This is a genomic window from Paenibacillus durus ATCC 35681 (assembly GCF_000993825.1).
Classification (GTDB): domain Bacteria; phylum Bacillota; class Bacilli; order Paenibacillales; family Paenibacillaceae; genus Paenibacillus_AQ; species Paenibacillus_AQ durus_B.
Map to the genome: position 1 here is coordinate 4,056,034 of NZ_CP011114.1, position 18,595 is coordinate 4,074,628.

Here is an 18,595-nt window from a genome sequence, read left to right on the forward strand (position 1 = left end):
CTCCTAGTAATTTTTGCTTAATATTATATCACTTGCGGCGTTTCGATGAAACTTACAGCGCAACCGCGCTGTGCTCCAGGCTCTCAATGTATTTCTCAGCGTCCATGGCAGCCTTGCAGCCGCTGCCCGCCGCCGTAATCGCCTGTCTGTACCGGGTATCCTGAACATCGCCGCAGGCGAATACGCCCGGAATGTTCGTCTCGGAAGTGCCCGGATTCGTTACGATATAACCGTTCGAATCGACGGTAATCTGACCGCCAAGGAAAGCCGTATTCGGGTGATGACCGATCGCCACGAACACGCCGCCCGCTTCAATGAATTCTTCTTGGCCGGTCTCGTTGTTCAGCACCTTCAGACCGGTAACGCCATTATCGCCTGCCACCACTTCAAGCGGTGTACGGTCCAGCGCCCATTCCACTTTCTCATTGGCGCGTACCCGATCTTGCATAATCTTGGAAGCGCGCAGTTCATTCCGGCGATGCACCAGTGTCACCTTCGAAGCGAAGCGGGTCAGGAAGCCGGCTTCCTCCAGCGCCGAATCCCCGCCGCCCACAACGATAATTTCCTTGTTACGGAAAAAGAAGCCGTCGCAGGTCGCGCAGGTGCTGACGCCCCGGCCCACATTGTCCTGCTCTCCCGGGATGCCCAGGTACTTCGCGGTAGCGCCGGTGGAAATGATCAGCGTATCGGTCTCAAGCGTGCCCATGTCTTCAACGTTTAGCTTGAACGGACGCTCTCCCAGCTCCACGCTGTTCACCCAGCCGGTAACGAATTTCGCTCCGAAACGCTCCGCCTGTGCGCGCATATTGTCCATCAGCTCCGAACCGAGAATTCCTTCCGGGAATCCCGGGAAGTTCTCGATCTCGGTGGTCGTGGTAAGCTGGCCTCCCGGCTGCGGGCCTTCAATAACCAGCGGATTCATATTGGCCCGGGCCAAATAGATAGCGGCAGTCAGACCCGCAGGTCCGGTACCGACAATGATTGATTTATACATAATTACATCCTCCTCTTTATGGACTACCACATATGTGAAATCTTAATTAGAATTATTCTAAAGTAACTCCATTATGCTCTTCAAGGATGAAAATGTCAATATGCCAGACTCCATAGTCCGGGGACTATTTTGTGAACAATTTAATTTTTAAAAACTTTCAGTAAAAACGTCCCAACTACCGCAGCAGCCGCAATCCGTTCAGGATCACGAGAATGGTGCTGCCTTCATGGCCGATGACGCCAAAGGGAAGCGCGATGCCATTGATAAAATTACTTGCAATGAGCAGGACGATGACGCTTATGGCAAAAGTCATATTCTGCTTCACAATTCGCTGGCAGCGGCGGGCGAGCGAGATGGTCGAAGCAATCTCCCCGATATTGTCATTCATCAGCACCACATCGGCGACTTCAAGCGCCGCGCCGCTGCCCTTCATGCCCATTCCCATGCCTACCGTCGCCTGCGCGAGCGCGGGCGCATCGTTGACGCCATCGCCAACCATGATCGTATGACCGTACTGCTCCCGCAGCGCGGCGATATGCTTCACTTTATCTTCCGGGAGCAGGTCGGAAAAGACGAGATCGACCCCCGTCTTCGCGCCGATCGCCTGCGCCGTGGCTGCCCGGTCCCCGGTCAGCATTGCCACCTTGATGCCCAGCTCCTGCAGCTTCCGCACCGCGTCCTCCGCCTCCGGGCGCACCGTATCCTGAAGCGCGATCATGCCCGCCACTGTATCTCCGTCCAGAATAACGGATACGGTCTTGCCATCCTTCTCCAGGCTCGTGCGCTGCTCTCGCCAGAACGCCAGATCTTCGCTGCGCAGTGCTGCCGGTTCGCCGTCTGTCATGCCGCTGTCAGATCCGGTTCCGTCAGCGGCGGCGGTATCCGCTGCTGTCTCTGCGCGCTGAACCGGAATTTTTCCATCATCCAAAATGTTGGATTTGCCGATCCTCCACAGCTTGCCGCTCACTTGGCCTTCCACTCCCCAGCCGGTCAAAGAACGGGAATCCTGCACATTCCACAGCTCCAGGCATTCGTCTTCGGCTTTGCGGACAATCGCTTCGGCCAGCGGATGGCGCGACATACTCTCAATCGATGCGCTGACCGTCAGCAGCTCAAGCCGGTTATAACCTTTGCCGATGATGAAATCGGTCACCTCGGGCGTCCCTGCCGTCAAGGTTCCCGTCTTGTCAAAGGCGACGACGGCGGTACGCGCCATATTTTCCAGATGCGCTCCGCCCTTGAACAGAATGCCTTTGCGCGCGCTCCTCGAAATCGCAGACAGCATCGCGGGCATGATGGACGACATCAGGGCGCATGGAGAGGCGACAACGAGGAAGACCATCGCTTTATAAAACGTAGTGCCCCAAGACCAGCCCAGCACAAATGGAGGCAGGACAACGAGAACAAGCGTCAGAGCGACCACAGCCCGGGCGTAAATCGCCTCGAACCGCTTGATAAAGCGCTGGGATTCCGGAACCTCGGCTTCCGCGTCCTCCACCATTTTGACGATTTTGGCAAACAGCGAGTTCTCCGCCGATTTCGTCACCTCAATGTACAGCGCGCCTTCACCGTTCAGCGTGCCCGCGAATACTTCATCCCCGTAAACCTTCTCGACCGGCACCGATTCGCCGGTAATCGAGGCCTGATCGACCGACGATTCCCCCCGGTACACGGTTCCGTCGGCAGGAATCAGCTCGCCAGGACGCACCAGCAACAGATCGCCGATGACCAGCTTGTCGATCGTCACCTCGTTCATGGCTCCCTGCTCGATGCGCAGCGCCGTCGCCGGCTTGAGCGCCATCAGTGAAGAGATGTCCTTGCGGCTGCGGTCCATCGTATAGCTCTCCAGCGCTCCGCTGAGGGAAAAAATAAAGATCAGCATCGCCCCTTCGTTCCAGTAGCCGATCGACGCCGCTCCAAGCGCCGCCGCGATCATCAGCAGGTTGACATCGAGATCATGCTCCTTGACGAGTGTCTCCACTCCCTCTTTGGCTTTGATCCACCCTCCAACCGTATACGCGGCCGTATAGACGATGACCGACAGCACCGGCAGCCAGCCGCTTAGTCCCCAGGCCAGAAGCATAAGCAGCCCGCTTCCAAGCGCAGCCTGCATTTCCGTATTTTGAATCATCGCTTTTGGATCGAATTTTCTTCCTTTGGGCGCTCCGGGTTTCTTCGCTTGCCCATTCAAAGAAGAGATACGCGGCAGTTGTTTCGCATCTTGCATTGAAAATCACCCTCCTCAAAGTTTGATGTTGGAACAGGTCCATTCGGACGGTTTCGGAAACATAATTGAAATTCATCCCCTGCTGATAATGAAAGCCATTCTTAGAGCCCTTAAAATGACACATGCTGCCCCGGCTACGCCGGGACAGCATGATAAATGAGAATGAAATTCATTGTTTCATTAGTACAAAATGTTTTCCTTAGTGCAACACATAATTATAATATACCCCTATCCGCCGATTGTAAACCGGTGTACAGGCCTGAATTTTACAGATATTGGAGAATGATTCTCTATCTCGCTCCCGTCCGTCGGCAGCCCTTCCGATTGGTATAAGATATGCTGCTTGTATAATGCCTGATTTTTCGATTCCCATTATGGGGAACCGTACCTAATGAATACAAAGAGGGAGCGTTGCAATTCGGCGCTCCCTCTTTGTATTCATGCATCCTCCCGTTGATCCGGCCAATGCCGGACAGACTTCCCTGCTCGCCCTGTGCAAATTGATTCGTCCCAAACTTTACGTTAGCGGCGAATCAGCGTCTGGATCGGCTAACCGTAGAACGGCGCTTCTCTCGTGCGCCGTTACAGCCAGCCTGTAGCCGTGTCCGCGCTTTCGTGGCGGTCCATCCAGACCAGGCAGGCTGCCCGAAGCAGAGCCTCTGTCCGGTGCTCGGCGCCGCAAAAGATCCCGTTCAGGCCGATCCGGTACAGATCGGCCAGCGCAGCCGCCGCCGAGCCGCCGGCGGCGAACACGACCGCCGCCGGCTTCACGCCCCGCACGGCGGCGAGAATGCTCTCCGCCGCGGAGACCAGGTCCGCGGCGGCGCTTTCCTCCGGCGCGGACCCGTCCGCCGCGCCGTCCAGCACGAGGAAATCGGCGATGCGCCCGATTTCCTCTGCGGCGGCGGGACTGATATCGGGGGCGAACAGCGCCCCGATACGGCACGCCGCCGCGAAGCGGTGGCCGAGAGTCTGTTCGGCCACCGTCTCGATGAATTCGCGCGCAGCAGCGAATTCATGCGCGCTGGCGGGATGGGGCGCCAGCAGATCCAGGCGGCAGTCGCCGCCCTCGCGCTGCCGCTCCGCCAGCGCGTTAAAAAGCGCTTCCAATAATATGTCCTGAAGCTCGGCAAGCCGATCAGGGCGGGAGTCAAGCTCCGGAACGGCCGGCAGGCTCACTGCGGCCCACTCTCCGTCCGCCGATCCGAGCAGCGCGGACGCTTCGTCGCGCAGCCGGTAATAAATCCGGCGCAGCGCCAGATCCGCCTCCGGTCCATCCCCGGTTGCAAGCCAGGCGGTAAATAGCGGGTCCGCCTGTTTCAGCCAGTCTTCACTTCTAACCAGGCAGGGTCCTGCCGCAGCGGTGCCCGGTTCGCGGACAGACGGACGGTTCTCGCGGCCTTCCGGCAGCACTAGAAAAACCGGACGCAACGCACGGGAAGAATCATGCAGATACGGACTCTCCGTGTCTGCTGGTTTTTCCGCCGCCGTTCCGGATGTAAACGGATATTCTCTGCCAGTTCTTACGTTATCCTGCCCAAGTTTATCCCTCATCTTCGCACCCACCTTTTTCGGTTATGAGTTGCCGCCGGGCGCTTTCTGCCCTGCTTCCCGCCGGCTGTTATTTTACGGCCTCTCTAATGCATACGGAGCCGGATCATGAAATATGCGGGTACGGGCATCCCTTTATCCAAGAGAATACTTTCCTCCCCCGCAGCCTTCTCCCGCGCCCAAGCCTGGATGAGCCCAGGAAGCGGCGCGGACACGCCATTCCGAGGAGTAACGTCCGCGCCATACGAGCTTAACGATTGCCGGATACTGATATAGCCCGGCTACATGATAGCCGGGCGGATAAGAGAAGGGCCTATTTATTGGGCGGTTACTCCCTGACTGGCCGCAATGGCCTGGCGCAAATCATCCAATATATCTGCGATCGCCTCCGTACCGATCGACAGGCGGATCAGCTCGGGCGTTACACCCGCAGACCGCTGTTCATCTTCCGACAGCTGCTGATGGGTTGTGCTGGCCGGATGAATGATCAGCGACTTGGAATCGCCGACATTCGCCAGATGTGAGAACAGCTTCACGTTCTCGATAACCTTGCGGCCCGCCTCGCTTCCTCCCTTGATGCCAAAGGTCAGGATCGCTCCCTGCCCTTTCGGCAAATACTTCTGCGCGAGCTGGTAGGATGGATGGCTCGGCAGCCCCGGATAGCTTACCCATTCCACATCTTCATGGGCTTCCAGAAATTCCGCCACCTTCTGCGCATTCTGGCTGTGGCGCTCCACCCGCAGATGCAGCGTTTCAAGCCCCTGCAGCAGCAGCCAGGAGTTAAACGGCGAGATCGACGCGCCAATATCGCGGAGCAGCTGAACGCGGGCCTTAATAATGTAGGCGATCGTTCCTAGTGCTTCGGTATAGACCAGGCCGTGGTAGCTGGGGTCGGGCTCCGTCAGGCCCGGAAACTTGCCGCTGGCCTTCCAGTCAAATTTGCCCCCGTCCACAATCACTCCGCCGATAGAGGTGCCGTGGCCCCCGATGAATTTGGTCGCCGAATGGACGACAATGTCGGCTCCGTGCTCAATCGGACGGAGCAGATATGGGCTCGGAAACGTATTGTCGACAATAAGCGGGATACCATGCTCATGCGCGATGGCAGCCACCGCCTCGATGTCCAGCACATTCCCCTGCGGATTGCCGATCGTTTCCGCGAACAGCGCCTTGGTATTCTCGGTAATAGCGCTGCGGAAATTCTCCGGATTATCCGAGTCCACGAAATGGACCTTAATGCCAAGCTTAGGCAGTGTAGTGGAGAACAGATTGTATGTGCCCCCGTACAGGCTTGCCGAGGATACAATTTCATCTCCGGCTCCGGCAATATTCAGAATAGAGAAGGAAATAGCCGCCGCGCCAGAAGCTGTCGCCAGCGCTGCCGCCCCGCCTTCCAGCGCCGCAATCCGCTGCTCGAACACATCGGTCGTCGGATTCGTCAAACGTGTATAAATGTTCCCAAACTCTTTCAATCCGAACAGATTGGCCGCATGCTCCGCATCCCTGAATCCGTAAGAAGTGGTCTGATAAAGCGGAACGGCGCGGGCGAACGTAGCCGGATCGATTTGCTGTCCGGCATGGACGGCGAGCGTTTCAAACGACAGGTTGGCTTGTTCTGACATAGTTATTTCCTCCCTAATTTCAATTAGAAAAAAATGGTTAGAAGTAAGAGTTGCACCTATTCTCTCACAAAGAATGTCATTTGAAAAGACTTATTCTTATTATTCCACTAAGAATTATAAGAAAGAATGAAAAAATTCAAAAAAACAAGCTGCGGCCGAGACGGTTTCCCGCTTCAGCCGCAGCTTGTTTGGTCCAAAATATCATTTAATAACCGGAAATATTCCGCTCCCCTTTGGCAATCGCCACACCGCCGCTGGTGCCGATCCGCGTTGCGCCCGCGCCGATCATAACCAGAGCGTCCTCCACGCTGCGCACGCCGCCGGAGGCTTTGACGCCAATATCCGGCCCTACTACACTTCGCATTAACGCAATATCTTCTTTGGTTGCCCCGCCGGTAGAGAAGCCTGTCGAGGTCTTCACATAATCGGCCCCGGCTTCCACCGCCAGCTTGCAGGCCCGAATCTTCTCTTCTTCCGTAAGCAGGCTAGTCTCAATAATAACCTTGGTCAGCGCCTTCCCGCGCGCCTCTTCCACCACGATGGCGATATCGCGCTTCACCAGTTCGTCGTTACCGTCTTTTAGAGCGCCGATGTTGATGACCATATCGACTTCTTCCGCGCCGTTTCGGATCGCGTTCACCGTTTCAAAAGCCTTTGTCTCCGGCGTCGTAGCACCCAGCGGAAAGCCGATTACCGTGCATACCTTTACCTCCGGCGTGTCCTTTAACACCTCATGGGCAACGGAAACCCACCCAGGGTTAACGCATACGGAGGCGAATTTATAGCTTTTGGCTTCTTCCGCCAGTTTTACGATGTCTTCTTTTCGAGCATCCGCTTTCAGCAGCGTATGATCGATCATTCGGGTTAGATTGATTTCGCTCATTTGCACGTTCCTCCAGAATAAATATGACTTCTTGCACTTCTATTAATCATACCAATTAGGTAACTTTTTGCAAAGCGAACAGCCTTCAAAAGTCCTACGGATAGACATTTTATCCTAAATCAGCCGATCACATTGGAACACTAAGAGAACCTCCGATTCAGCTCTCGCTGCTCTGAGGTTCTCTTGTGTTTCAAGCTTGGTTCAACCCACGCCGGTGATGAGGATGAGCTTATTTGGCGGCCAAAGAATTGAGGTCGATAAACGGAGTCGCGCCGCCGGTAACGGCCGGCAGCTTCCCATCCCATTTGTCCAGCGCCTTCTCCTGAACCTCGATCTGCTTCAGCTGTACCAGCTCCGGCGTCACTTCCTGTTTCTTCAGTTTGAGCGACTGGGCTTCCGCCTGCGCCTGTGCAACCTTCTGCTTCGCCTCGATTTCAATCCGCTTCAGATCGTTCTCCGCTTTCAGCGCCTGCTGCTGAGCCACCTGCTTCGCTTCAATCGAATCGTTAAATGCTTCGGAGAATTTGAAATTTACAATATTAATATCATTTACAATCAAATCGTATTTAGCTAGCCGGTTCTTCAAATGATCGCTAATCTCGCTGGCAACCACATCTCGGCGGGCAATGAGATCCTCCGCGGGATACCTTGCCGTAACTTCCTTGACGATTTCCTGGATAGCGGGATTAATGATGACCGAATCGAAGCTTCCGCCGATATTATTCATCAGGTTGTACGCCGACTCCTTGTTCACGGAAAAGTTAACCGCCACATGCGTGGATACGGGCTGAAGATCTTTCGACGAAGCCGATGTGTCGGTTTCCGCCTTGGTCACCTGCGTGTTGACCTGGATGATGGACTGAATGAAGGGTATTTTATAATGGATACCCGGCGACAATACATTGTCATTCAGCTTCCCGAATGTCTTGTACAGCCCCACATGTCCGTATTCCACTGTCGAAAAAGCATTTCCCCCGATCAGCAGCACGATGAGTATGGCAGCAACCGTGCTGATTATTTTTCCGGAACGAAACGACCTTTGCTTTGGATTGATTTCCATATTCACAAACATTCCCCCTAAATAATTTGCGGGAAGCCCTTGCCGGGATATTGCGCCCTAATACCCAAAGTCATTATTGTCCCAGCCTGCCGGCCTTCCGCTATAACCAAGTATACGGCCGGCCCGCGTAAAAGGTGGCACGCCCGCAAGAAAAAAGGCTCGGCATTCATAAACGAAGCGCAAAGGCCGCTTATCAATTACGGTCCGGCTGCCCCGGCTCCAATCCCCACATGACAAAAAAGCGCAAGATCAAGGGCTGTATAGCCCATGAGCCTGCGCTTTCCGGTTCACTAAGCACCGCTTTAGCGGGAATCCATAATCTCGCACATAAAGTCCAGCGCTTCTTCTTCATCCTTGCCTTTTGTGCGGATGGTGATGACAAAGCCTTTTTTGAGCGGATACAGCATCATTCCCAGCAAGCTTTTCACATCGATGACCGCATCCGGCTTGAGCAGAATAATCTCGGAAAGGTAACGTCCCGCTTTCATGGATATGCACTTGAGGTCATCGGAGGAAAAGTCGCGGGTCAAAGTAATATCGTGAACGCGCATAAAGAGATCCCTCCCAAGGTTGTTACCCCAAATTTTAGCACTGGCTGCAGCAGCTTGAAAGGTCGTCCGGCCTATTAATCATGACAAAATCGGGACATTGCGCTTTCTGTCGGCTTCGGGTGAAGCTGTAAGACAGCCCCGCTGCACTTTTACGGACGATTATTGACGGTACAGGCCCGACGCCTTTACTTCGTCGAAGAACGTGTTGAACTCATCGATGTTAAGCTGCTGCGCCGCATCGGACAGCGCCGTCGCCGGATCGGGATGAACCTCGACCATAATGCCGTCGGCTCCCGCCGCAAGCGCAGCCTTCGCGCATGGAACGAGAATATCCTTGCGGCCGGTAGAGTGGGTTACGTCGACCAGCACCGGCAGATGGCTCTCCTGCTTCAGAATCGGCACGGCGGAAATATCGAGCGTGTTGCGCGTCCATTTCTCGTAGGTGCGGATGCCGCGTTCAATCAGCATGACCTGCGTATTGCCGCGGGACATAATGTACTCCGCCGCATGCAGGAACTCCTCCATCGTCGCCGCAAGTCCGCGTTTCAGTAGCACCGGCTTGTTCACTTCTCCGGCAGCCTTCAGCAGCTCGAAGTTCTGCATGTTGCGCGCGCCGATCTGGATGATATCGACATAATCGAGCGATGGCTCGATGTGCGCCGGGTCCACGATTTCGCTGATGGTCAGAAGGCCGTATTCATCCGCGGCTTCACGTAGAATACGCAGTCCGTCCATGCCGAGCCCTTGGAAATCGTAAGGCGAGGTGCGAGGCTTGAACGCGCCGCCACGCATGACGCGAACGCCCGCCTTTTGCAGCGCTGCGGCTACCGCCCGGGTCTGCTTCTCACTCTCGATCGAGCAGGGACCGGCCACCATCAGCGAAGCTCTGCCGCCCACCACTACATCCTGAGGAAGAAGGATAACGGTGTCTTCCTTGCGGGTCTTGCGGCTTACAAGCAGGCTCTTCTTGTGCTCAGCGCTTTGCAGGTCAAGCGATGCCTTGAAGATCTGCTTGAACAGCGTGCGGATTGTGCTTTCGGTGAAGGGTCCCTTGTTTTCGGCAACGAGCTTCTCTAGCATCTTCTTTTCACGCTCGGGATCGAATTTCGGCACTCCCTGCTTCTCCTTGACAACTCCGATGTCTCTTACAACCGTCGCCCGTTCGGAAATCAGCGCGAGCAGTTCGCTGTTGATCTCATCCAGCCTGTTTCTTAATTGTTCCAATTCCGCATTACTCATATTGTGCTGCACTCCCTCTTCTTTTTTTATATCAACGCAAAAAAAGCTCTCCGTCAAGGGACGAGGAGCCGTGGTACCACCCTTATTTAGAGCCGTTCTTCAAAGGCGGAAGAATTAGCTCTGTCTTAAACCCGGTAACGCGGGGCGCGGGCTTCCCTACCCATACCCTGCAAAGGGCACTTCAGGAACCGACTACGAAGTGAACTTCGGCGGCAGTCGTCTCAGAGGCAGCTCTCAGTCTTCGGCATGCCTTCCCTGTTCAGATCCGGAATTTGCGCTTACTCTCTTCATCAACGTCTTTACGGTTATTTCTTCTGGTATCTTAATGGATATTATATTTTGTTGCAATAGATTTAATCAACGCGTTAAAGTGCCGAATGATTGGTCATGGCTAAAAATCCTGTTTTCCCAAAAAATGTAGTACCTGTCCATCGCGCTGAATACGATAAAATATACCATCCATTCGGCTGACGAGGAGACGTGACCGTGGAAATCTTTATCGGCTACATTATTCTTGGTCTATCGCTTTCCGCCCCCATAGGACCCATTAACGCCGCACAATTGGACAAAGGCATACGCAGCGGCTTTTGGCACGCCTGGTTTGTCGGGCTTGGCGCCATTTGCGCGGATATTTTATATATGCTGCTTGTCTATTTAGGCGTCATTCATCTGCTGGAGTCCCCTTATATCAAGGCTTTCCTTTGGCTGTTCGGCTTTCTTGTGCTGACCTACACCGGCGTTGAAAGTATTAAGGATGCCGGACATATTTCATTATCGGATTCAAGACGGGAGGAGAACCGGCTCAGTAAGTCCCTGCTGTCCGGATTTCTAATGTCCCTGTTCAATCCGCTGTCGATCCTGTTCTGGCTGGGCATATACGGCTCCGTATTGGCCAAGGCAGCCGAAGAATATCCCATGCGGCAGCTGCTTCTTTACAGCAGCGGTATAGTTCTGGGCATTCTTCTATGGGACATCAGCATGGCCGGCGCCGCCAGCTTTTTCCGTAAACTCTTGACGAATCGTGTGTTAAAAGGTCTGTCCGTATTATCCGGGCTGTCGCTGGTCGGCTTCGGTCTTTACTTTGGCTTGGAAGCGGCCCGGCTGCTCTTTCCCCGCTAAGTCGCACAGGTCCGGGTGCAGCCCGCATGTTTAAGAGCGCGATTTGCGCAGACGGATCGCCTTAACGCGAAGACCGCCGGCCAAGCTTCCGTCCAGGGGTACATTGACCGGCGTCTGCTGCTCATCCGCTTCCTCCCGCTCGCTGCTCCGTTTTTTACGCACATGCTGGACAATCGCGTCACAGCTGGCAATCAGCGCCACAAGCAGCAGGCTGATGAATAACCCGGGCCGGCTCTCATGGTGAAATAACGTTCCGGCGGCCGCAGCGAAGATCAGTATCAGCCCGCACCAGCGTTTGACTCTGCCGAGCTTGGCGGGCTTCAGCAGCTTGGCGGAAGACAGCAATATAAACGTCCAGTTGTACAGCAGCATCAGACCAGCCGCCGTGGTGATGTATTCATATACTTTTCCCGGCATCAGAAGAGACATAACGATGGTAGCCGAAAGACCAGCCGCGATCAGCCCGAGCGCAGACAGCGGATATTTGCCTTTCAGCTTCCTCGAGAATGCCCCTGGAGCGTCGCCTTCCTGCGCAAGGGTGATGATCATGGAAGTAACGGCATACAGCGAAGCGGTCATCGTTGAGAAGCCGGCAACGATCAGCACCCCGTTAAAGACATGGGGAACAAAAGCCAGGTTGTCGCTGCTTAAAGCCAGTACAAACGGGCTCTCTTTCGAGTTGAATTTGGAATACGGTACCATCGTGACGGCCAGGGCGATCGACAGGGCATACACCACGGCCAGGGCCAGCAGCATGATCTTCCCCGCTTTGGGAGCTTCCTCCGGCTTGCGGAGCCGGTAAGACATGATGCCAAGCACCTCAATGCCTCCATAAGCGTAAAAGGCAAAAATAAAGGACGACCACAACCCCGCTGCGCCCCTTGGGAAAATCTCGGCAGCTGTCAGCGGCACATTCGGCTTATACCGCCCGCCGTCGATCCAGCCTGTAAGAAGTCCTATCGCAATAATCAGAAACATGAGTATCGCGGCGATTTTGATGACGGCAAGCACATTCTCAACCCTATCAAACCCCTTGTTCCCAAAAAAAACGATAATCAGGCTGAGCAAACCGAAACCGGCGGCGAATATCCACATCGGAACAGATGAAAACCAGAACCGCGAGAAGATGGACAAGGCTGTAAGCTGGCTGCCCATAATAAGCAGTTCGGAGCACAAGTATACATATCCGCTCCCGAATCCCGCCCATCCCCCGAACGCCTTCTGCGCATAGGAACGGAACGAGCCCTGCTCCGGGTGATCCGCCGTCATCCGCGCCAGTGCGTCAAAGACAACATAGGTTCCGGCCGCAGCCAGAAGATAAGCGATCAGTACAGACGGTCCTCCGATCATAATCGCCAGACCCGACCCCAAAAAATAGCCGGTTCCAATCGTTCCCGCGACTCCCAGCAAAGACAGCTGCCACCACTTGAGTTTCCCGCTGTCTTTCGCAGCCGAGTGTTTTCCCATATTCCTTTCCTCGCTTGAAGTCATTTTCATGATTTTTTTATCATGCCATTATTTCAAATAATAATTCGTTGAACAGTATGATATACTTACTAAAATAGGTCTATCAGCCTACTTATGAGGTGCTTTATATGAAATATACAGGAAGGATTCTAGCCATAAGCATTTATCTCACGGCGCACAGCTTCTACCTCCTTTACTACATTCTTAGCGGCAGAGGCATCACAATGCTGGATTGGCTAGGGTATCCCCTATTTACGGTGATATGCTACCTGGCGGGTCTTCAATTCGACCGGGCCGTTTTTAATTCCGAGAGAGATCCTTTGACCGGGCTATTTAACCGCAGAAATATGGAAGCCCGAATCGCCAAAATGATGGCAGCCGCAGACCGCAACGGGCATAAAGTATTTGTCCTCGCCATCGACTGTGATAATTTCAAGTGGATCAATGATACGCTGAATCATGGGACCGGAGACACCGTACTTATTGAAATCAGCAAGATCCTGCTGCTGGAGAGGGGCAAGCGCACAATTGCCATCCGCTGGGGAGGAGATGAGTTTCTGCTGTGCGGGCTATGCTCCGGTCCATCCGAGGTGGAGGAGATTAAGCTCCGGATCCAGAATGGCATCAGCCGCTTGTCCGGCAAGATGAATCTGCCCGTCAATATCTCCATTGGCTCCGCCCTCTATCCCGACGACGACAAGACCGTATCCGCGCTGATTAATCTCGCCGATCTCAATATGTACACCCAGAAAAAATCATGAAAATAGCTGTCTCATCCGTAGAATAGTCTACTTTTGAGACAGCCTGCTTTAGATCCGGCTTATATTCGAGACTTTCGCTCAATTTCATTTTCCCTGAAACTGAATCTCTCCGCCCACTCCTGAAAAAGCCGGCTTCAGATTTGTTCCCTGCCCGTCCCTGTCACTCCCCGCATTGCCTAGAATGGCGTCTCCGACATCCTCAAGCAGCGTGAATGCGCCGTCAAAGCCGGCATATCCTTTCGTAAGCACGATTCTCTCTGCAAGCGGAAACGATACAGGAATAAACGGAATCCCTTTAAGTTCCGCCGCGCGGCGCTCAATCGAGCTTCCGAGCAGCAGCTCAATTTCTTCTGCGATCAGCAGTTCTTCAATGATTTTCGCGTCGCTCTCAAATACAATTCCCGCATCGGAATCCGGCTGCCATTCCTTCCATTGCCGGACAATCGAATCGCGAACCTGCTGCGGGAGATCATCGGTAACGACAATCAGGGAAGGCAGCAGGCCGAGCGGATCGGTCAGAAAGCGGGCCGGTCCGAGAACGGCAGCGCTGTCGCCAACGAGGGCGAACCTTTTCTGGAAGCCATACTTGTAGTAAGCATCCAGAAACTGCAGGATGTAGTATCTCTCGCTATTTTCCTTGCGGGCGATCCAAGCCTCGACCTTCTCTTGCTCCAGATCCAGCTGCTTCCCGACGCATCTTAACAGTTCCCCGGTCTGCTGTGCACCTACCGGATATCCGTCGAAGTGAACATAGGGAATGCCCGCGTTGCTTTCCAGCCATTCGCAGACATCCAGACTGTGCGCGGAGAAAGAGACATTCAGTGCCGCGTTAAAAATGGTTGTCCACTCCTGAACGTCCGCTTCCGGTCCAAACAGCACATTTGCGTCGGCGCCGATCCCCTTCAGGCTATCCTTGAGTCCCTTCAGATTTCCGCGCCAGAACACATCCTGCTCGGGAATGATGCCAAGCAGATTCACAAGCCGGTCATTTTTCCGGATAGGCCGCTGCTCTCCGTCCGTGCGGGCGATCTTGTCGAACTGGCGCAGCAGGCCGGTCAACGCAGCCGTATAACCGTTATGGACGCTTCCCTTAAAGCCCGGAGTACTGATATGAATAGCTTTGTACTGCTGCTCCTGCAGCTCCTTGGTCATCGCCGGCACATCGTCGCCGACAAGCTCGGGCGTACAGCCGGTCAGCACCACGTAGAAGTCGCCGTCCTTGATCTTCACCGTATTTTTGAGCTGCTCTCTGAGTCTTGAGCTTCCGCCGAACACGACCTGTCTTTCCAGAAAATTGGTTGACGGGATACCAAGCCCGCCCGTGTAGCCGGAACCGCCGTTTCCGCTTAGGCTGCTGACCCCGGCATACTGCTGAACGCCGCAGCCCGAGGTGGAATGGATGATCGGCACAGCGCCTTCAATCGACTTGATCGTCTGGACCGCTCCATGCAGCAAGCAGCTGTTCCGGTTTCCCGCCGTCGTCGTTCCCATCCTATTTCACCTCCTGCTTAATATGCCAGTTCGCGCTTTTACTCAGCCAGCCCGCCCGGTAAGAGGAGCCTCCGGCACTTAAATAACGGCTAAGCGCAGAGTTGCGCAGCGCTTTGGCAAACAGCGGGGCAAGCTCCTGAACGCCCCCGAAGCCGTATAAATCCACCGAATCGACAGCGGCAGCGGCGATCCCCGCTCTTGCCGCCCATACGGCGGCCTCGCCCTTCCCGATATACAGAGCGGGCTTCAATTTCCCCAGCGCGTTGGTCTTCTCAAAAGGCTGACCCGGCTGAATGTATACCTGCGGATTACTCCGGCTGGCCCATTCCCTGAGTCTTGGGCCATGCGAAATGTCGGCGTGAGTCAAACTTAACGCCACCACAACTCCCCCCAGCTCTTCCACGAATTCCGCTATCCCGAACGCTTGCTCCGGAGGGAGGTCGACAATGACGGAGACTCCATCCAGCCGCTGCCGCTCCAAAGCTTGCGCCGCCGCAGCTTTCTCCTCTTCAATATAAGCCCGCGCCTGTCCGGTTGAGCCTCCGGCTCCGGCGGCGGCGAGCAGCCACCGCTCCGTTCCGGCAAGTCCGATCGGCGCGGTCTCCTCCAAATGAACGACGCCATGCGCCGCTTCCAGCCATTCCAGCAGGAAACGGGCGTCGTCCTGATCAATGGCAATGGATGCGGAGGCGCCCAGCGATTGCTGTAATGCAGAAATTGATATACTCCCTAATACGTTGTTATACGAAACTCCTGCTCCATTTAGATCTTTGATAATATTACCCGTTCTTGTTTCGGCTGCACCGATTAAGTTAACAGCCGGAATGGGGGATGCGCCAGGGTCACCCTTCAATACGTATTTGGCCAGCGCATGAAAGACCAGATCATAGCCGTACACAGCAGTCCTGGAGCGGAAGCCTGCGGCAAATACCGGTACTACCGGAATGTTATAGAGGTCTTCCTTTTCCGTCGCTGCGGACAGAATATCGTCATTGTTAATAGCCACCACGGGCGTTGTAAGGATAAAAATAATTTCAGGACGCCATGTCCGGTACGCAAGGTCCACCGCTTCCCTGAGCTTGTCATCGGCGCCCAGGATCGAGTCATTCTCTTCAATATTCGTAATCAGCCAAGGACTGCCGCCTGCCTTAAGCTCATCTTCAAGCTTGATTGCACCGCAGCCCGGCGGACTGTGAATAATGGTGACACTGCCGCGGATTCGGCCCAGCAGCCGAATGGCGAAGGTAACCTCGTCAGCGTCCGTTTCCGAATACGTGCGGATTCTTTGCCTTGGCTCTTCCTGCTCCAGTTCATCCGCCAGGGCTGCGCAGTCGCCGTAGTAAGCCGTCAGCGCTCCCCTGCGCTTTTCCCTAGTACGGGGAAGCCGTTGTCTGATCTCGTTCATTGTTCTTCTCCTTACCGTGCCGAGGCGGAGAAAGAAGCCGCCTCCTGGTTGATGGCGTCTCCCCAGCTTCTGGCCCAATCGCGAAGGTCGGTGACATTCAGCGGATTCGGAACGGACAGATTCTCGTTGCCGGCTACATGCGCGGCCAGCTTCCGGTACACATCGGCCTGCTCCGAGCCAGGGCTCGCTTCAATCACCGTCTTGCCATAGAGCTCGCTCTGGGCAACCACGGGTGAACGGGGCACGAACCCGGCTACGGCTGCGCCTGTCCGCTCCGCGAAATCCGTAATCAGCGATTCCGGGTAACCGGGCAGAATACTGTTTCCAATGATGCCGCCGAGCTTCGCTCCTCCGGACGGAGCATATTTGCCGATCGCCTTGAACAGATTGTTGGCGGCGTAGATCGCCATGAAGTCCGAGGAGCTGACCACATAGGCTCTGTCGGTAATTCCGTCGCGGATCGGTACGGCGAAGCCGCCGCACACCACATCTCCCAGGACGTCATACAGCACATAATCGGCTTCGTATTCTTCAAAGACATTAAGCTCTTGAAGCAGGCTGACGGCGGCGTTGATGCCGCGCCCCGCGCAGCCCACGCCTGGCACCGGTCCGCCCGCTTCGATGCAGAGCACACCCTTAAACCCGATCGCCGACACATCCTGCAGCTTCACTTTGGAGCTGTCTCTCAGGCTGTCAATCACCGTCGGCAAATAGTCGCCGCCTCTTAGCGTATTGGTGGAATCGCTTTTGGGATCGCATCCGATCTGGATCACCCGATAGCCCGCTTCTGCGAGAGCGGCGCTAATATTGGATGTCGTAGTCGACTTCCCGATGCCGCCCTTGCCGTAGATTGCAATATGCTTTGTTGCTTTCGCCATCCTTATATCCTCCTGTCTGCATATCCTTCTGGTCTGCCGCCATTACTCCGGTTCAGCTTTGTGACTATTTGGCGGAGGATGATTCGCCCGCGCCAATAACTTGCTTGGCGGCTGCGACTTTTAACGCCTCCGCCTTATCTGTACGCTCCCAAGGCAAACTCAGATCGCTTCTTCCAAAATGTCCGTAGGCCGCCGTCTGTCTGTAGATCGGCTGTCTGAGATCAAGCGCCTTAATGATGGCTCCCGGTCTCAGGTCGAACGTCGCCTTCACGATTTCCGAGATCCGGTCATCCGGAATAATTCCGGTTCCGAAGCTGTTCACCGTAACGGAAACCGGACTCGCCACTCCAATCGCATAGGCGAGCTGGATTTCGGCTCTGCGCGCCAGACCGGCCGCCACGATATTCTTGGCTACATAACGCGCGGCGTATGCAGCGCTTCTGTCCACCTTCGTCGGGTCCTTCCCGCTGAACGCGCCACCGCCATGCCGGGCGTAGCCGCCGTAGGTATCGACGATGATTTTTCTGCCGGTCAGTCCGGCGTCACCGTTCGGCCCGCCCACAACAAAGCGTCCCGTCGGATTGATATAGTATTTGGTGTTCTCGTCCAGCAGCTCCTCCGGAACCGTCGGCTCCACCACATGCTGAACAATATCCTTCCAGATTTGATCAAGTCCAATTTCAGGGGCATGCTGCGTCGAAACAACGATCGTATCCACCCGTACCGCACGGTCTCCATCGTATTCCACGGTCACCTGCGTCTTGCCGTCCGGCCGCAGATAGGGCAGCAGTCCGCTCTTTCTTGCCTCCGCCAGCCTTCTCGCCAGCTGGTGGGCCAGTGAAATCGGCAGCGGGAACAGCTCCGGCGTCTCATCCGTCGCGTAGCCGAACATCAGGCCCTGATCGCCGGCCCCGATTTCGCCGTCGTTCTCTTCCGCGTTCTCAAGCTGTCTGGTTTCCAGCGCATTGTCCACGCCTCTGGCGATATCGGCGGATTGCTCATCGAGCGAGCTGAGAATAGCGCAGGTATTGCCGTCGAAGCCAAGAGAGGAATGGTCATAACCGATCCGTACGATCGTCTCCCGGGCAATTGCCGGAATATTGACGGTCGCAGAAGTCGAAATTTCTCCTGCGATCAGCACCAGGCCCGTAGTCACCGCCACCTCGCAAGCCACCCGGCCGTTTGTGTCCTGCTCCAGAATCGCATCCAAAATCGCATCCGATATTTGGTCGCAAATTTTATCCGGATGTCCTTCCGTTACAGACTCCGATGTGAACAGATACTTAGTCATTGCATCTACCCCGTTTCATTGTGATATTATTCACTTCTGTAGACGACAAGGATGTC

Annotated in this window: 15 protein-coding genes; 2 read left to right on the top strand and 13 right to left on the bottom strand. The window is 55.0% G+C overall.

Annotated features, from left to right (window positions below; all coding sequences use genetic code 11):
* Positions 1 to 52: 52 nt before the first annotated feature.
* The 8 genes from trxB to VK70_RS19060 form a co-directional block, all read right to left on the bottom strand.
* Entirely contained in the window at positions 53 to 994 is a 942-nt protein-coding gene (gene trxB, locus VK70_RS19025; protein ID WP_025694449.1) for a thioredoxin-disulfide reductase, read from the bottom strand.
* Positions 995 to 1,169: 175 nt separating this feature from the next.
* Positions 1,170 to 3,221, bottom strand: coding sequence for a heavy metal translocating P-type ATPase (locus VK70_RS19030; protein WP_025694450.1), 2,052 nt, complete (start codon positions 3,219 to 3,221; stop codon positions 1,170 to 1,172).
* 582 nt (positions 3,222 to 3,803) lie between these two features.
* Entirely contained in the window at positions 3,804 to 4,775 is a 972-nt protein-coding gene (locus tag VK70_RS19035; RefSeq protein ID WP_046723628.1) for a hypothetical protein, read from the bottom strand.
* 314 nt (positions 4,776 to 5,089) lie between these two features.
* A complete protein-coding gene (locus tag VK70_RS19040) occupies positions 5,090 to 6,394 on the bottom strand; it encodes a homocysteine synthase (protein WP_025700045.1) in 1,305 nt (434 codons plus the stop codon).
* A gap of 205 nt (positions 6,395 to 6,599) precedes the next feature.
* The gene (deoC, locus tag VK70_RS19045; protein ID WP_025700042.1) at positions 6,600 to 7,277 is read right to left on the bottom strand and encodes a deoxyribose-phosphate aldolase; all 678 of its coding nucleotides are present in this window, start codon (positions 7,275 to 7,277) and stop codon (positions 6,600 to 6,602) included.
* Positions 7,278 to 7,506: 229 nt separating this feature from the next.
* Positions 7,507 to 8,337 carry a prohibitin family protein gene (locus tag VK70_RS19050; RefSeq protein WP_025700040.1) on the bottom strand — a complete coding sequence of 277 codons (831 nt, stop codon included), beginning with the start codon at positions 8,335 to 8,337 and terminating at the stop codon, positions 7,507 to 7,509.
* A gap of 302 nt (positions 8,338 to 8,639) precedes the next feature.
* Positions 8,640 to 8,888: an HPr family phosphocarrier protein gene (locus VK70_RS19055; protein ID WP_025700038.1), complete on the bottom strand. Its 249-nt coding sequence runs from the start codon at positions 8,886 to 8,888 to the stop codon at positions 8,640 to 8,642.
* A gap of 159 nt (positions 8,889 to 9,047) precedes the next feature.
* A complete protein-coding gene (locus VK70_RS19060; protein WP_025700037.1) occupies positions 9,048 to 10,127 on the bottom strand; it encodes a bifunctional 3-deoxy-7-phosphoheptulonate synthase/chorismate mutase in 1,080 nt (359 codons plus the stop codon).
* 486 nt (positions 10,128 to 10,613) lie between these two features.
* Here VK70_RS19060 and VK70_RS19065 point away from each other — a divergent pair, with 486 nt between their 5' ends.
* Positions 10,614 to 11,246, top strand: coding sequence for a LysE family translocator (locus VK70_RS19065; protein WP_025700033.1), 633 nt, complete (start codon positions 10,614 to 10,616; stop codon positions 11,244 to 11,246).
* Positions 11,247 to 11,276: 30 nt separating this feature from the next.
* Here the strand turns inward: VK70_RS19065 and VK70_RS19070 are convergent, their stop codons facing one another.
* Positions 11,277 to 12,713 carry an amino acid permease gene (locus VK70_RS19070; protein ID WP_025700031.1) on the bottom strand — a complete coding sequence of 479 codons (1,437 nt, stop codon included), beginning with the start codon at positions 12,711 to 12,713 and terminating at the stop codon, positions 11,277 to 11,279.
* Between the two features lie 128 nt (positions 12,714 to 12,841).
* On the opposite strand from VK70_RS19070, the gene VK70_RS19075 reads away from it, so the two are divergent.
* The gene (locus tag VK70_RS19075) at positions 12,842 to 13,474 is read left to right on the top strand and encodes a GGDEF domain-containing protein (RefSeq protein ID WP_025700030.1); all 633 of its coding nucleotides are present in this window, start codon (positions 12,842 to 12,844) and stop codon (positions 13,472 to 13,474) included.
* A gap of 84 nt (positions 13,475 to 13,558) precedes the next feature.
* Here VK70_RS19075 and VK70_RS19080 read toward each other — a convergent pair whose 3' ends face one another.
* From VK70_RS19080 to metK, 4 genes are all read right to left on the bottom strand, one after another.
* Positions 13,559 to 14,965 (bottom strand): nitrogenase component 1, encoded by a 1,407-nt coding sequence (locus VK70_RS19080; RefSeq protein WP_025700029.1) that lies wholly within the window; start codon positions 14,963 to 14,965, stop codon positions 13,559 to 13,561.
* 1 nt (position 14,966) lies between these two features.
* Positions 14,967 to 16,370, bottom strand: a complete 1,404-nt coding sequence (locus VK70_RS19085; RefSeq protein WP_025700028.1) for a nitrogenase component 1 — start codon at positions 16,368 to 16,370, stop codon at positions 14,967 to 14,969.
* An 11-nt stretch (positions 16,371 to 16,381) separates the two neighbouring features.
* Complete coding sequence (locus VK70_RS19090) at positions 16,382 to 17,248, bottom strand: nucleotide-binding protein (protein ID WP_025700027.1); 867 nt, start codon at positions 17,246 to 17,248, stop codon at positions 16,382 to 16,384.
* Positions 17,249 to 17,312: 64 nt separating this feature from the next.
* Positions 17,313 to 18,539: a methionine adenosyltransferase gene (gene metK / locus VK70_RS19095; RefSeq protein WP_025700025.1), complete on the bottom strand. Its 1,227-nt coding sequence runs from the start codon at positions 18,537 to 18,539 to the stop codon at positions 17,313 to 17,315.
* Positions 18,540 to 18,595: the final 56 nt, after the last annotated feature.